The organism is Kineococcus halophytocola, from assembly GCF_041276425.1.
Lineage (GTDB): Bacteria > Actinomycetota > Actinomycetes > Actinomycetales > Kineococcaceae > Kineococcus > Kineococcus halophytocola.
This window is the reverse complement of sequence record NZ_JBGFTU010000011.1, coordinates 100953-114728: the sequence shown is the minus strand read 5'-3', so window position 1 is coordinate 114728 and position 13776 is coordinate 100953. Positions and strand designations below refer to the sequence as shown.

Here is a 13776-nt window from a genome sequence, read left to right as displayed (position 1 = left end):
CGGGACGAGGCGTCGGAGGAGAGGGGTCGCGCGTGCCCAGCAGTGGTTCGGTCGGCGGGTCGGTCAGCGGGTCGGTCGTGGTGGTGAACTGCGGGAGCTCGTCGGTCAAGCTCGCGCTCGTGGACCCGCGGACGGGGGAGCGGGCCCTGAGCTGCCTGGGGGAGCGGATCGGCAGCCCGGACGCCGTCGTGCACATGACGACGACGTCGGGGGGTGAGTCCACGACGCGCACGATCAACCCGGCCGCGACCACGCACCGGGGGGCCCTGGCCCACGTGCTGCAGCGCCTGCTCGACCTCGACCTGCCCCCGCTGGTCGGTGTCGGCCACCGCGTCGTGCAGGGCGGGTCGGTGTTCCGCGGCTCGGTCCGCGTCGACGACCGCGTCCTGGAGCAGATCCACGAGCTGTCCGCGCTCGCGCCCCTGCACAACCCGGCCAACGCCTCCGGCATCGAGGCCGCCCGCGCGGTCCTGCCCGACCTGGAGCACGTGGCCGTCTTCGACACCGCGTTCCACCAGACGATGCCGGAGGTGAACTACCGCTACGCCGTGCCCGCGCGCTGGTACGAGGAGTTCGGCGTCCGCCGCTACGGCATGCACGGCACCAGCCACCGGTTCGTCAGCCAGCGCGCCGCGCAGATCCTCACCGACGCCGACGGGCGCGATCCCGGAACCCTCAGGACCGTCGTCGCCCACCTGGGGAACGGTTGCAGCGCGACGGCTGTCCTGGGCGGCCGGTCCGTGGACACGACGATGGGCCTGACCCCGCTGGAGGGGCTGGTCATGGGGACCCGCTCCGGCGACCTGGACCCGGCGGTGATCGAGCTCGTCGCCGACCGGACGGGGGAGAGCGTCACCGAGATCGTCCGGCAGCTGAACTCCGCCTCGGGGCTGCTGGCCCTGTCGGGGTTGTCCAACGACGTGCGCACGCTGTCGGGCAAGGCCGCCGAGGGGCACGCCGGCGCCCGCCTGGCCCTCGACGTCTTCGTCCACCGCGCGGCCAAGCACGTCGCGGCCCTGACGGTCTCCCTCGGCGGGCTCGACGCCCTCGTCCTGACCGGCGGCATCGGGGAGAACGCGGTCAACGTGCGCTCGATGCTGCTGGGGCGCCTGGCCCACCTCGGGCTCGTGGAGGACCCCGCGGCCAACGCCGACCACGGCCGCGGGTCGACCCCGGCCGGGCGCATCACCGCGCCGGGCCCGGGGCCGCTGGCGATGGTCGTGCCGACCGACGAGGAGCTGCTCATCGCCCGCGACACCGCCGCGCTCGTGCGCCAGCACTGACCCGCGGGCCCGGCCTGGCCGCGCCCCGGGCCGTGGGAGAGGGTGGGGTCATGGCCCGCGTGCTGCTCGTCGTCCCCACCGGTCACGGCGCCGGTCTGACCTCCACCTGCCTGGGCCTGGTGCGCGCGCTGGACGCGCGCGGGGTGGACGTGGGGTTCCACAAGCCGCTGGCGCAGACCACGCGCTCGGGGGAGGCCGACCGCTCGGTGGCGCTGGTGCGCCTGACCACGACGCTGGACCCGGCCGAGCCGATCGCCGCCGGCCGCGTCGTGGAGCGGCTGTCCCGCGGTGAGGTCGACGACCTCATGGAGGAGGTCGTCGCCGCGGCCGAGGGCGCGCTCGCCGCCCACGACGTCGTCGTCGTGGAGGGCCTGGCCCCCTCGGCGGACCAGGTCTTCTCCGGCCGGGTGAACCAGGCCCTGGCCACCGCGCTGGACGCCGACGTGCTGCTCGTCGGGTCGGCCGGTCTGCTGGGCGCCGAACCCGGTGCGCCCGAACGCATCGCCGAGGACATGGCCGTCACCGCCGGCACCTACCGCGCGGGGGAGGCGCTGCGCGTGGTCGGCGGGGTGGTCTCCCGCTGGCCCGGGGCCGAGGACCCCGAGACCGCCGTGACGCGGGTGGTGGCGCTGCGGGGGGCCCTGGAGCACCACGGCATCCCGCTCGTCGGGGTCGTGCCCTTCCGCGCGGACCTCACCTGGCCCCGCGTGCGCGACCTCGTCCACGACCTCGACCACGAGCTCGACCTGGACGTCCTCACCCACGGCGACCAGGGCCGGCGCGTCAAGGAGGTCGTCGTCGCCGCGCAGGCCGTGCCGGGCATGCTGCCGCTGCTGCGCGAGGGCCGGCTCATCCTCGTCCCCGGCGACCGCCACGACGTCGTCATGGCCACCTGCCTGGCCGCGCTCAACGGCACCCGGCTGGCCGGGCTGCTGCTGACCGCCGGGGTCGGCATGGACCCGCGGGTGGGGGAGCTGACCGCGGCGGCCGCCGCGACCGGGCTGCCCATCCTGCGCTCGGCGCGCAGCACCTACGCCACCGCCACGGCCGTCAACCGGCTCGACCCCGAGGTGCCCGCCGACGACGCCGAACGGGCGCTGGCCCTGGCCGCCACCGTCGCCGACGCCCTCGACCCGGGGTGGCTGGCGCAGCTGCCGACCGCCGCGCACCGCCCGCGGCTGTCCCCGGCCGCCTTCCGCCGCCGGCTGACGACGCTGGCCGCCGAACGGGTGCAGCGCATCGTGCTGCCCGAGGGCACCGAACCGCGCACCGTGCAGGCCGCGGCGGTCTGCGCCCGGCGGGGCATCGCGCGACCGGTCCTGCTGGGCGCCCCCGACGAGGTCGCCGCCGTCGTCGCCGGCCTGGGGCTGACTCTGCCCGAGGGGGTGGAGGTGCTGGACCCGGCCGGGCTCGTGGACGACTACGTCGACGTGCTCGTCGAAGCCCGCAAGCACAAGGGGCTGCAGCCCGACGTGGCCCGCGACACCCTGTCCGACCCCATCTGGCTGGGCACCGCGATGCTGCAGGCCGGGCACGTCGACGGCCTCGTCGCCGGCGCCGTGCACACGACCGCCGCGACCGTCCGCCCTGCGCTGCAGGTGGTCCGCACCAAGCCGGGGGCCCGGCTGGTCTCCAGCGTGTTCTTCATGTGCCTGCCCGACGACGTCGTGATCTACGGCGACTGCGCCGTGAACCCCGACCCCGGGCCGGAGGACCTCGCCGACATCGCTCTGCAGTCGGCGGCCTCGGCGCGCGCGTTCGGCATCGAGCCGCGGGTGGCGATGATCAGCTTCTCCACCGGGTCCTCTGGGTCGGGGTCCAGCGTCGACAAGGTGGCCGAGGCGACCCGCATCGCCCGCGAGCGCGAGCCCGGCCTCGTCATCGACGGCCCGCTGCAGTACGACGCCGCCGCCGTGGCCTCCGTCGCGGCGTCCAAGGCGCCGGACTCGCCCGTCGCCGGGCGGGCCACCGTGTTCGTCTTCCCCGACCTCAACACGGGCAACACGACGTACAAAGCGGTGCAGCGCAACGCGGGTGTCATCTCGGTGGGCCCGATGCTGCAGGGCCTGGCCAAGCCGGTGAACGACCTCTCGCGCGGGGCGCTCGTCGACGACATCGTCTACACGATCGCCCTGACGGCCATCCAGGCCTCCCGGGGCTGAGCGCGCGGGAAGAGCCGGGGTCCGCGGCCTGTTACCCTGGAGGCGACGGTGTCGATGCCGTCCACTCAGCGGGCGAGCCGCCCGCGAGGTCGCTTGAGTCTCATCCCTCAGCATCAGTGCGCTTTCGCGTGTCCTGGGGGCGGACCGCCGTGCGGCCGACGAGCCCCACGTGGAGTTCAGTACCCCATGCCCCAGTACGACGACCGTTCGTACCGTTCCTCCCGCCCCCGCAACGACGAGGGTGGTTACCAGCGCCGCGACTCGCGCGCCTACACCGACCGCTACGAGCGGTCCGACCGCGGTGAGCGCTCCTTCGACCGCGACGACCGCCCCCGCGGCGGCGGCGGGAACTACTCCCGCGACGAGCGTCCTCGCTCCGGTGGCTACGGCTCCCGCAGCGGTGGTGGCTACCAGGGCCGCTCCGGCGGCTCCGGCGGTGGCCGCTTCGGTGGCGCCCGTCGCAACGGGCCCCCGCGCAGCCCGCGCTCCTTCGCCCCCTCGGCGACCGAGCAGGCCCTGACCGCGGCCGAGTCCATCGAGGTCGTCGAGGCGACCTTCTCCGAGCTGGGTCTGCCCGACGAGCTCGTCGCGGCGCTGGAGCGCCGCGGGATGACCGCGCCGTTCGCCATCCAGCAGCGCGTGCTGCCCGACGGCATCGCCGGCCGCGACATCCTCGGCCGCGCCCGCACCGGCTCGGGCAAGACGCTGGGCTTCGGCCTGCCGATGCTGGCCCGCCTGGCCCAGCAGAAGCGCGCCCGCATCACCGGCGCCCCCCGCGGCCTGGTCCTCGTGCCGACCCGTGAGCTGGCCATGCAGGTGGCCGACGCGCTGCGTCCTCTCGGTGACTCCCTGGACCTGCGGCTGTCCGTGGTCGTCGGCGGTGTCCCGTACGGCCGCCAGATCGCCGCGCTGCAGCGCGGGATCGACGTCCTCATCGCGACGCCGGGCCGCCTGGTGGACCTCATCGAGCGTGACGCCGTCTCCCTGGCCGAGGTCGACGTGGCCGTGCTCGACGAGGCCGACCACATGGCCGACCTGGGCTTCCTGCCCAACGTGCGCTCGATCATCGAGGGCACCAAGCCCGGCGGCCAGCGGATGTTCTTCTCGGCCACGCTGGACCGCGGCGTCGAGGCCCTGGTGACGGACTTCCTCACCGACCCGGCCTTCCACGCCGTCCCGGCCGACCCCGAGGCCGTCGGGCACATGGAGCACCGCGTCTTCGCCGTGCGCCCGCACGACAAGCTGCCGATCCTCACCGAGATCAGCCAGCGCCCCGCGCGCTCGATCTTCTTCGTGCGGACCAAGCTGGGCGCCCAGCGCCTGGCCGACCAGCTGCGCGAGGCCGGTGCTCCGGCCGAGGCGATCCACGGCGACCTGCGCCAGTCGCAGCGCTCCAAGGCGATCGACGCCTTCTCGGCCGGGGAGACCCGCGTCCTGGTGGCCACCGACGTCGCCGCGCGCGGCATCCACGTCGACGACGTCGACCTCGTCGTGCACGTCGACCCGCCGAACGACCACAAGGACTACCTGCACCGCTCGGGCCGCACGGCCCGCGCCGGCGCCAAGGGCACGGTCCTGGCCATCGCCCTGCCCGACCAGGTCCGCCGCTACGGCTGGCTGCACCGCGACGCCAACGTGAGCGCCAACTCGGTGGAGAACGTCCTGGCCGGGGACGAGACGGTCCGCGAGGTCGCCGAGTCCGGTGAGCCCGTGGTGGTCAAGCCGAGGCGCACGACGGAGAACCGTGAGGGCCGTGGCCCTCGCCGCGGTGGTCCTCGCCGCGACGGCTTCCGCGGTGGCCCGCGCCGCGACGGTGGCCGTGGCCCCCGCCGCGAGGGCGGGTCCCGCGACGGCGGTCGCCGCGAGAGCACCCCGCGCGACTGACGTCCCGCACCCGGAGGGGGCGGAGGGCTGCGGCCCTCCGCCCCCTCCGGCGTCCCGTCCCGGTGGCGGCGGGGGCCGGAGCTGGTGAGGATGTGTCCGCACGAACCGATCCCGACCGTGGAGGACGCATGCCCACCCGCACCGCACGTACCGCCTGGAACGGCACCCTGGAGAAGGGGTCCGGCCAGGTCGAGCTGTCCAGCTCCAAGGTCGGCACCTACGACGTCTCCTTCCCCAAGCGCGCGGCCGACGACGCGGGCGGCACGACGAGCCCCGAGGAGCTCATCGCGGCCGCCCACTCCTCCTGCTACGCGATGCAGTTCTCCGCCCTGCTGGCCGAGGCCGGTGGCACCCCGGAGAACCTCGAGGTCGTCGCCGACGTCTCCCTCGGGCCCGACTCCGCCGGGGGGTTCAAGCTGACCGGCATCACGCTCAAGGTCACCGGTGAGGTCGGCGGCCTCGACGCCGACACGTTCGCCGAGGTCGCCCAGAAGGCCAAGGAGACGTGCCCCGTGTCCAAGGCCCTGACCGGCGTGGAGATCACGCTCGAGGCCTCGCTGGACTCCTGAGCCGCACGCCACCCGTCGTGCACCGGCCGCCCGGGGTCAGGCGACGGGCCGCCCGGTCTCGGGTGGCCGCACCGTCCCGGCGGCGGGCGTCGTGCGACGCTGCGCCACGAGCGCGTGCGGCCACAGCGCTAAACGTTGCGGCAGAACGGGTCTGACCGCGGTCGTCGTCGTGCGCAGGGCGCGGGCGGCCGCGCGGCGGGCCGGGGTGCGGGGGATGCCGTAGGCGTCGGCGAGGGCGGGCGGCAGCAGGTCGGCGGTCACCGTCCGGGCCGTCGCGGCCGCTCCGGGCAGGGGCGGGGTGGTGCGCTGGGTGAGGATGTCGCGCGCGATGCGGCGGGCGTCGTCGGTGACGACGAGACCGCGGACGGTGTCGCGGACGTACTCGTCGAACTCGGCCACGGTGCCGGGCAGGACCCGTTCGGGCACGGCGAACACCCGCGCGAACGGCTTGGACTCCTGCCAGTGCCGTTCCCGCTCGGCCGGGCTCAGGCGCAGGCCGGCGTAGCGCTCGGTCACCCGCCGGGCCGTCCAGACGAGGGTGGCGTGGACCCACAGGGCCAGGTCGGGGTCGTTCCCGCGGTAGGGGGTGCCGGCGGGGGTCCCGGGGACGCCCGTGCGGGTCGTGCCGCGGACGGGGGCGTGCGCGCGCCCGACGTGCCGGGCGGCGGCGCGGGCCTGCTCGGTGTCGCCGAACGTCACCGTGAGGGCCGCCTGCAACGTCCCGACGAGCCGGCGGGCCGGGCCGTCGGCGTACCGGCTGTGGACGGCGACCCCCTCGGCGACGAGCGGGTGGGCGATCTGCAGCAGGATCGCCGCGGGCCCGCCCAGGACGGTGACGCGCTCGCCGGTGACCCGGCGGAACTGCGGACCCGGGCACGGGCCCGGGTCCCCGGGCAGCCCGGCCCCGGGGGCCGGGGGGAACAGCGCCCCCACCGGCACCCGGGGCGTCCTGCTGCGCGGCGCGTTCGGCACGCGGGCCATCCTGCCCGAGGTCAGGCCGCCCGGTGGGCGGCGTCCACGGCCTCGCGCAGGGTGGAGGCGGGCCGGCCGAGCAGGGCGGCGAGGTCGGTGCGGTCGGTGTGCAGGTCACCGGCCGCGATGGAGGCGTCGAGGGCGGCGACGAACCCGGCGGTGCCGGCGTCGAGGCCGTGGCCCTCCAGCGTGCGCCGGTACTCCTCGCCGGTGACGTCGCGGGAGACGACGGTCGTGCCGGTGACCTCGGTGATCGTCGCGGCGAGGTCGGTGAGGGTGAACGTCTCGCCCGCCAGTTCGTGCACGCCCTCGCCCTCGTCGTCGGCGAGCAGGGCCGCGGCGGCCGCGGCGGCGAAGTCGGCGCGGCTCGCGCCGCCGATCCGGCCGTCGTGGGTGGCGCCCAGGACCTCGCCGGTGGCGAGGTACTGCCCGAGGCTCGCGGTGTAGTTCTCGTAGTACCAGCCGTTGCGCAGCAGCACGTGGGGCAGGCCGGAGTCGGCGATGGCCTGCTCGGTGGCCCGGTGCTCGGGGGCCAGCGGGCTCGTGGAGGTGTCCGCGCGCAGCAGGGAGGTGTAGACGAGGCGCCCGACCCCGGCGGCCTGCGCGGCCTCGACGACGTTCGCGTGCTGCGCGACGCGCTGGCCGACCTCGCTGCCGGAGACGAGCAGGAGGCGGTCGACGCCGGCGAGCGCGCCGTCCAGGGAGGCGCGGTCGGAGTAGTCCCCGGCGCGGACGACGACGCCGCGGGCGGCGAGGTCGTCGGCCTTGGCCGGGGTGCGCACGACGGCGACGACGTCGGAGGGGGTGACCCCGCGCTCGAGCAGGGCGTCGACGACGAGGCGGCCCAGCTGGCCCGTGGCGGCGGTGACGGCGTAGGTGGTCATGGGGTCTCCTGAGGTGAGTGCTGTGCGGTGGAAGGCACTAACGAATCTACAGTGCCAGTTCTTCCCGCGGTACCCTGGTGCCGTGGACGACACCCCGGACGGACCGGCGCAGGACCTCCTCGCGGACGTCTTCGCCCGCGACTGCACCTCCCGCGGCGCCTTCGAGTCCGTCACCGCCAAGTGGGCCTCGCTCGTCCTGCTCGCCCTGGGCGAGAGCACGTTCCGGTTCAACGCGTTGCGCCGCAAGGTGGACGGGGTCAGCGAGAAGATGCTGGCGCAGACCCTGCAGACCCTGGAGCGCGACGGCATGGTGACCCGGGAGGTGCTCACCGCGATCCCGCCGCGGGTGGAGTACGAGCTCACACCCCTCGGAGCCGCGATCGCCGCGCGGCTGCGCGACCTCGCCGACCTGCTGGAGGCGTCCGTGGCCGACGTGGAGGCCTCGCGCCGCGAGCACGCGCAGCGCTGAGCGCCGGTCCGCTCAGGGCCGGCGCCAGGTCTCCTCGCCCAGGTGCGAGCCGGCCATCGGCCCCATCTGCAGCATCCCGCCGTCCACCGGGTACGACGCCCCCGTCACGTACGAGGCCTCCGGTGAGCACAGGAACGCCACGACGGCGGCGACCTCGCGGGCGTCCCCGGGCCGGCCCAGCGGCACCCCCGGGCGGGGCCGGGTGCGCGGGTCGACGTCCGCCATCCCCGTCATGGGCGTGGCGATCTCGCCCGGGGCGACGGCGTTGACCGTGATGCCGTGCTCGGCCAGCTCCAGGGCGGCGGTCCGCGTCAGCAGCCCCAGCCCGCCCTTGGCTGCGCAGTAGGCGCCCGAGCCCACCCGCGGCTGGTGCTCGTGGACGCTGGTCACGTTGACGACGCGACCGCCGCGACCCGCCGCCACCATCGCGCGGGCGGCGCGCTGCAGCAGCAGGAACGGCCCGTCCAGGTCGACCGCCAGCACCTCGCGCCAGTCCTGCCACGGCAGGTCCAGCAGGAGCGAGGACGTCCCGACCCCGGCGTCGTTGACGAGCACCTCCAGCCCGCCCAGCTCCCCGGCCACCGCGTCCACGACGTCCGCCGCCGCGGGCAGCTCCCGCAGGTCCAGGTGGTGCAGCACGGCCCGCCGCCCCAGCGCGCGGACCTGCTCGGCCGTGGCCCGACCGGCCGCCTCGTCGCGGAACCAGGTGACGGCGACGTCGTGGCCGCGGCGGGCCAGCTCCACCGCCACGGCCCGGCCGATGCCCGACTCCGAGCCGGTGACCAGGGCCGGGCCGGCCGGGCCGGTGGGGGAGGGGGAGCGCAGGTCGCGGAAGGGGCCCGTCGGGGCGTGGTCGGTCATGCCCTCCCCGTACCCCGGCCGGCCGGGAACCACCCCTGGACGGCGGCCCGGGCCCGGCTGCGAGAGGATCAGCCCGATGTCCGCCAGGATCCGCCGGCCCGCGCTGCGCCTGCCACGCCCCTCACCGGCCCGCCGCGCCGCGTGGTCGCGCCTGGCCGCGCGACCCGTCCCGCGCTTCGCCCGCCGGCACCTGCTGCCCTGGATCGCGGTCCTGATCGTCACCGCCGCCGGGGCCGGGGTGGGTTTCGCCCTGGCCCCCGGCGCCAGCACCTACGTCGGCCCCCTGCAGACGGAGGTGCGGGTCCGCCCGAGCCTGACCCCCGGCGTCGAGGTCGACCTGCCGCCCGTCGGCAAGATCACCTTCGACACCCACCGCGCCCCGGTGGTCGTGACCGCGAACGTCGAGAGCGTCGACGTCGACGCGGCCGCCCGCCTCGTCCGCTCCCCCCAGCAACTGCTGGCCCTGGAGCTCACCGCGGCCGACACCGTGCGCGACGCGACCGTCCGGGCGGCGACCCACAGCCTGCTGTGCGGGTTCGGCGGAGCCCTGCTGGCGGCCGTCGTCGTCTTCCGCGGCCGGCGCCGCACGCTGCAGACCGGCGCGACGCTGCTCGTCCTCGTCGTCGCGACCGGGGCGGGCACGTGGGCGACCCTGGATCCCTCCGCGCTGCGCCAGCCGCGCTTCACCGGCCTGCTCTCGCGCGCGCCCTACGTCGTCTCCAGCACCCAGAACGCCCTGGACCGCCTGGAGAGCTACCGCAGCGGCCTGTCCGACATCGTCCGCAGCGTCTCCACGCTGTACGCCGCCGCGGCCAACCTGCCCGTCCTCGGGGACGCCCAGGACGGTCCCACCGGGCTCGGCGCCGACGTCACCACGGTCCTGCACATCTCCGACCTGCACCTGAACCCCCTGGGGTACGACCTCACCGAGAACCTCGTCGAGCAGTTCGGGGTCCAGGCCGTCGTCGACACCGGCGACACGACGACGCTGGGCTCGGAGGTGGAGTCCAGCTTCCTCGGGCGCATCGGCGGCCTCGACGTCCCCTACGTCTGGGTCCGCGGCAACCACGACTCCACCCAGACCCAGGAGCAGGTCGCCGCCCAGGGGGCGGTCGTGCTGGACCAGGGGGCCGTCACGGAGGTCGCCGGTCTGGTCCTGGCCGGGCAGGGCGACCCGGTCTTCACCCCCGACGGGGAGGGGGAGCAGGCCACCGGCAGCGCCGAGGAGATCCAGGAACGGGCCAACGAGGTGCTGGCCGGGGGCATCGAGGACTGGGAACGGGCCAACCCCGACGAGCCCGTCGACGCCGCGCTCGTGCACGACCCCAGCGGGCTGCAGCCGCTGCTGGGCCGGGTGCCCCTCGTGCTCGCCGGCCACCTGCACAAGCGCTCCGTCACCCTGGACGCCTCGGGCACGCGGATCATGGTCGAGGGCACCACCGGTGGTGCCGGGATCACCTCGGCCGGTCTCGACCGCCTCGCCGACGGCTCCCCGCTGCCCCTGTCCGCCACCCTGCTGTACTTCGCCCGCTCCGGGGACCGGGCCGGTGAGCTGCTGGCCTACGACGAGGTGACCGTCGGCGGGCTCGGCCTGGCCGAGGTGAACCTCCAGCGCACCGTCCTGACCGAGGAGGACCGGCCCCCGCTGACGGTCCCGGACCCCTCGGCCACCACGGGCACGGCCACCACCACGGGCACGAGCACGGGCACGGGCACGGGCAGCACCGGGGGGGCGAGCCCGACGGAGTCCCCCCTGACGCTGACGCCGACGGGCTCCGCGACCGGGTGAACGGGCCGAAGGCTCCCCGTCCCCGGCGGCTGCGGCGTACGGTGGCCCCATCATGACGAACCCCGATCCGGTACCCGTTCCCGACCAGGGCCGCCGCGTCCTGCCGGGGACGCGCGGCGGCGCGCCGCTCGCGGACACCGTCCTGGCCGAGGAGATCGAGCTCTACACCGACGTCGTCGTGGCCGCCTCCGAGAGCGACGGGCCGCTCGTCGACGGCGAGCTGGACCGCGTCCTGGGCGTGGAGGGCGGCCCGGCCCGGGACTGAGCGGCGCGGGCGGTGTCCGGGCCCCGGCCCGGCACCGCTTAGAGTCGCCGGTCGGGTCGCGTGCGCGGCCCGAGGCCGACACCGTGGAGCATGGCGTGCGTTTCCGACTGACCCCCCAGGACACCTCGTTCTTCGAGCTGTTCGCCGGAACCGGCCGCATCCTCGTGGAGGCCACCACGGTCCTGACCGAGGCCATCGGCAGCGACCCGCGGCGCCGCGCCGAGCTCGGCGCCCTCATGGAGGAGATCGAGCACCGCGGGGACGAGGCCGCCCACGCCGTCCTGCGGCGGGTCAACTCCTCCTTCGTGACCCCCTTCGACCGCGAGGACATCTACCAGCTCACCTCCCGGCTCGACGACTGCCTCGACCTCATGCAGGCCGCCGTCGACCTCATGGTCCTGTACAAGGTCGACCGGCTGCCGGACGCCGTCGGGGAGATCGTCCAGGTCCTGGCCCGCCAGGCCGAGCTCACCGCCGAGGCCATGCCGCGGCTGCGCTCGTTGCCGGACCTGTCCGACTACTGGGTCGAGATCAACCGCCTGGAGAACCAGGCCGACCAGATCCACCGCCGGCTCCTGGCCGAGCTGTTCGACGGCGGCTACGACGCCATCGCGATCATGAAGCACAAGGAGATCGTGGAGACCCTCGAGAACGCCGCGGACGCCTTCGAGCACGTGGCCCACACGGTGGAGACCATCGCGGTCAAGGAGTCCTGAGCGTGGAGCTCGCCCTCGTCGTCGTGGTGGTGGTCGTCGCCCTCTCCTTCGACTTCACCAACGGCTTCCACGACGCCGCCAACGCCATCGCCACCTCCGTCTCCACCCGGGCCCTGACCCCGCGCATCGCCCTGCTCATGGCCGCGGCGTTCAACCTGCTCGGCGCCTTCCTCGGCACCGGGGTGGCCGAGACCATCGGCTCGGGCATCGTCGACGTCGGGATCGGGCAGCACGGGATGGTCGTCGTGCTCGCCGCCCTGTTCGGGGCCATCGGGTGGAACCTGCTGACGTGGCGGCTCGGGCTGCCCTCCTCCAGCTCCCACGCCCTCATCGGGGCGCTCGCCGGCGCGGGGATCGCCTCGAGCACGACTGTGCACTGGCCGGTCATCCTCGACAAGGTCGTCGTGCCGATGATCGTCTCCCCGCTCACCGGCTTCGTCCTGGGCTACCTCGTCATGGTCGTGATCCTGTGGGTTGTCCGGGCGAAGGCCCCCGCCCCGACGCACCGCCGCTTCCGGATGATGCAGACCGTCTCGGCCGCGGCGATGGCCCTGGGGCACGGGCTGCAGGACGCGCAGAAGACGATGGGGGTCATCGTCCTGGCCCTGGTCGCCGGCGGGTTTCACACCGGTGAGTCCATCCCGTGGTGGGTCAAGCTGTCCGCGGCCCTGGCCATCAGCGCCGGGACGTACTCCGGCGGCTGGCGCATCATGCGGACCCTGGGCCGGCGGATCATCCACCTGGACCCCGCCCGCGGGTTCGCGGCCGAGTCGGTCTCGGCGGTCGTCCTGTACGTCGCCGCGCTCGGGTTCCACGCCCCGATCTCCACGACCCACACCATCTCCTCGGCGATCATGGGAGTGGGGGCGACCAAGCGCCTCTCGGCCGTCCGCTGGGGCGTGGCGCGCTCGATGGTGGGGGCGTGGGTGCTGACCCTGCCGGCCGCCGGCCTCGTCGCCGCGGCCTTCTACTTCCTCCTGCGCCTCTTCCTCTGACCCCGGTTCCCCTCGCCCCCTGGGGGTCCGGTGGGCCGGTGGGGGAGACGGCGAGGGGGACCGCCCCACCCCGGCTCGTCGGGCGAGCCGGGGTGGGGGCGGTCCCCCTGCGCGGAGCGCGGCCGGTCAGCCGAAGCGGCCGGAGATGTAGTCCTCGGTGGCCTTCTGCGACGGGTTGCTGAAGATGATCGAGGTGTCGTCCACCTCGACGAGCTTGCCCGGCTTGCCGACGCCGGAGAGGTTGAAGAAGCCGGTGCGGTCGGACACGCGGGCGGCCTGCTGCATGTTGTGGGTCACGATCACGATCGTGTACTCGCTCTTGAGCTCCCCGATGAGGTCCTCGATGGCCAGCGTCGAGATCGGGTCCAGCGCCGAGCACGGCTCGTCCATGAGGAGCACCGACGGGCGGATCGCGATGGCGCGGGCGATGCACAGCCGCTGCTGCTGCCCACCGGACAGGCCCAGACCGGGCTTGTCCAGGCGGTCCTTGACCTCGGTCCACAGGTTCGCCCCGCGCAGCGAGCGCTCGACGAGCTCGTCGAGGTCCTTCTTGCGCATGCGCTTGGCGTTGAGGCGCACCCCCGCCGCGACGTTCTCGTAGATCGACATCGTCGGGAACGGGTTGGGGCGCTGGAACACCATGCCGACGTGCTGGCGCACCGAGACCGGGTCCACGTCCCGGTCGTACAGGTCCTGCCCGTCCATGACGACCTTGCCCTCGACCCGGGCGCCGGGGATCACCTCGTGCATGCGGTTCAGCGTCCGCAGGAACGTCGACTTCCCGCAGCCCGAGGGCCCGATGAGCGCGGTGACGGCCCGCGGCTCGATCGTCATGTTGACGTCCTCCACGGCGAGGAAGTCACCGTAGTAGATGTTCAGGTCGCTCACGTCGATGAGCTTGGCCATGTGGCCCCTCCTTGCAGGTGT

The 13776-nt window shown here is 74.8% G+C and carries 13 protein-coding genes; 9 read left to right on the top strand and 4 right to left on the bottom strand.

What is annotated here, in order from left to right; translation table 11 throughout:
- Positions 1-32: 32 nt before the first annotated feature.
- The 4 genes from AB2L27_RS11400 to AB2L27_RS11385 all read left to right on the top strand — a co-directional run bounded on the left by AB2L27_RS11400 (position 33) and on the right by AB2L27_RS11385 (position 5898).
- The gene (locus tag AB2L27_RS11400; protein WP_370441585.1) at positions 33-1283 is read left to right on the top strand and encodes an acetate/propionate family kinase; all 1251 of its coding nucleotides are present in this window, start codon (positions 33-35) and stop codon (positions 1281-1283) included.
- Positions 1284-1333: 50 nt separating this feature from the next.
- Positions 1334-3445, top strand: a complete 2112-nt coding sequence (gene pta / locus AB2L27_RS11395) for a phosphate acetyltransferase (RefSeq protein WP_370441584.1) — start codon at positions 1334-1336, stop codon at positions 3443-3445.
- Between the two features lie 186 nt (positions 3446-3631).
- Positions 3632-5329, top strand: a complete 1698-nt coding sequence (locus tag AB2L27_RS11390) for a DEAD/DEAH box helicase (protein ID WP_370441583.1) — start codon at positions 3632-3634, stop codon at positions 5327-5329.
- 128 nt (positions 5330-5457) lie between these two features.
- Positions 5458-5898 carry an OsmC family peroxiredoxin gene (locus AB2L27_RS11385; protein WP_370441582.1) on the top strand — a complete coding sequence of 147 codons (441 nt, stop codon included), beginning with the start codon at positions 5458-5460 and terminating at the stop codon, positions 5896-5898.
- Positions 5899-5934: 36 nt separating this feature from the next.
- Here AB2L27_RS11385 and AB2L27_RS11380 read toward each other — a convergent pair whose 3' ends face one another.
- Both AB2L27_RS11380 and AB2L27_RS11375 read right to left on the bottom strand, forming a co-directional pair.
- The gene (locus AB2L27_RS11380; protein ID WP_370441581.1) at positions 5935-6870 is read right to left on the bottom strand and encodes an oxygenase MpaB family protein; all 936 of its coding nucleotides are present in this window, start codon (positions 6868-6870) and stop codon (positions 5935-5937) included.
- A gap of 20 nt (positions 6871-6890) precedes the next feature.
- Complete coding sequence (locus AB2L27_RS11375) at positions 6891-7754, bottom strand: NAD(P)H-binding protein (protein WP_370441580.1); 864 nt, start codon at positions 7752-7754, stop codon at positions 6891-6893.
- 82 nt (positions 7755-7836) lie between these two features.
- On the opposite strand from AB2L27_RS11375, the gene AB2L27_RS11370 reads away from it, so the two are divergent.
- Positions 7837-8223: a winged helix-turn-helix transcriptional regulator gene (locus AB2L27_RS11370; RefSeq protein WP_370441579.1), complete on the top strand. Its 387-nt coding sequence runs from the start codon at positions 7837-7839 to the stop codon at positions 8221-8223.
- A gap of 12 nt (positions 8224-8235) precedes the next feature.
- Here AB2L27_RS11370 and AB2L27_RS11365 read toward each other — a convergent pair whose 3' ends face one another.
- Positions 8236-9084, bottom strand: coding sequence for an SDR family oxidoreductase (locus AB2L27_RS11365; protein ID WP_370441578.1), 849 nt, complete (start codon positions 9082-9084; stop codon positions 8236-8238).
- Positions 9085-9160: 76 nt separating this feature from the next.
- On the opposite strand from AB2L27_RS11365, the gene AB2L27_RS11360 reads away from it, so the two are divergent.
- The 4 genes from AB2L27_RS11360 to AB2L27_RS11345 all read left to right on the top strand — a co-directional run bounded on the left by AB2L27_RS11360 (position 9161) and on the right by AB2L27_RS11345 (position 12849).
- On the top strand, positions 9161-10873 hold the full coding sequence (locus AB2L27_RS11360) for a metallophosphoesterase (RefSeq protein WP_370441577.1): 1713 nt from the start codon (positions 9161-9163) through the stop codon (positions 10871-10873).
- A 52-nt stretch (positions 10874-10925) separates the two neighbouring features.
- Positions 10926-11138, top strand: coding sequence for a hypothetical protein (locus AB2L27_RS11355; protein ID WP_370441576.1), 213 nt, complete (start codon positions 10926-10928; stop codon positions 11136-11138).
- Between the two features lie 95 nt (positions 11139-11233).
- The gene (locus AB2L27_RS11350) at positions 11234-11854 is read left to right on the top strand and encodes a DUF47 domain-containing protein (protein ID WP_370441575.1); all 621 of its coding nucleotides are present in this window, start codon (positions 11234-11236) and stop codon (positions 11852-11854) included.
- Positions 11855-11856: 2 nt separating this feature from the next.
- Positions 11857-12849: an inorganic phosphate transporter gene (locus AB2L27_RS11345; protein ID WP_370441574.1), complete on the top strand. Its 993-nt coding sequence runs from the start codon at positions 11857-11859 to the stop codon at positions 12847-12849.
- A 126-nt stretch (positions 12850-12975) separates the two neighbouring features.
- Here AB2L27_RS11345 and pstB read toward each other — a convergent pair whose 3' ends face one another.
- The gene (gene pstB, locus AB2L27_RS11340; RefSeq protein WP_370441573.1) at positions 12976-13755 is read right to left on the bottom strand and encodes a phosphate ABC transporter ATP-binding protein PstB; all 780 of its coding nucleotides are present in this window, start codon (positions 13753-13755) and stop codon (positions 12976-12978) included.
- Between the last annotated feature and the right edge of the window lie 21 nt (positions 13756-13776).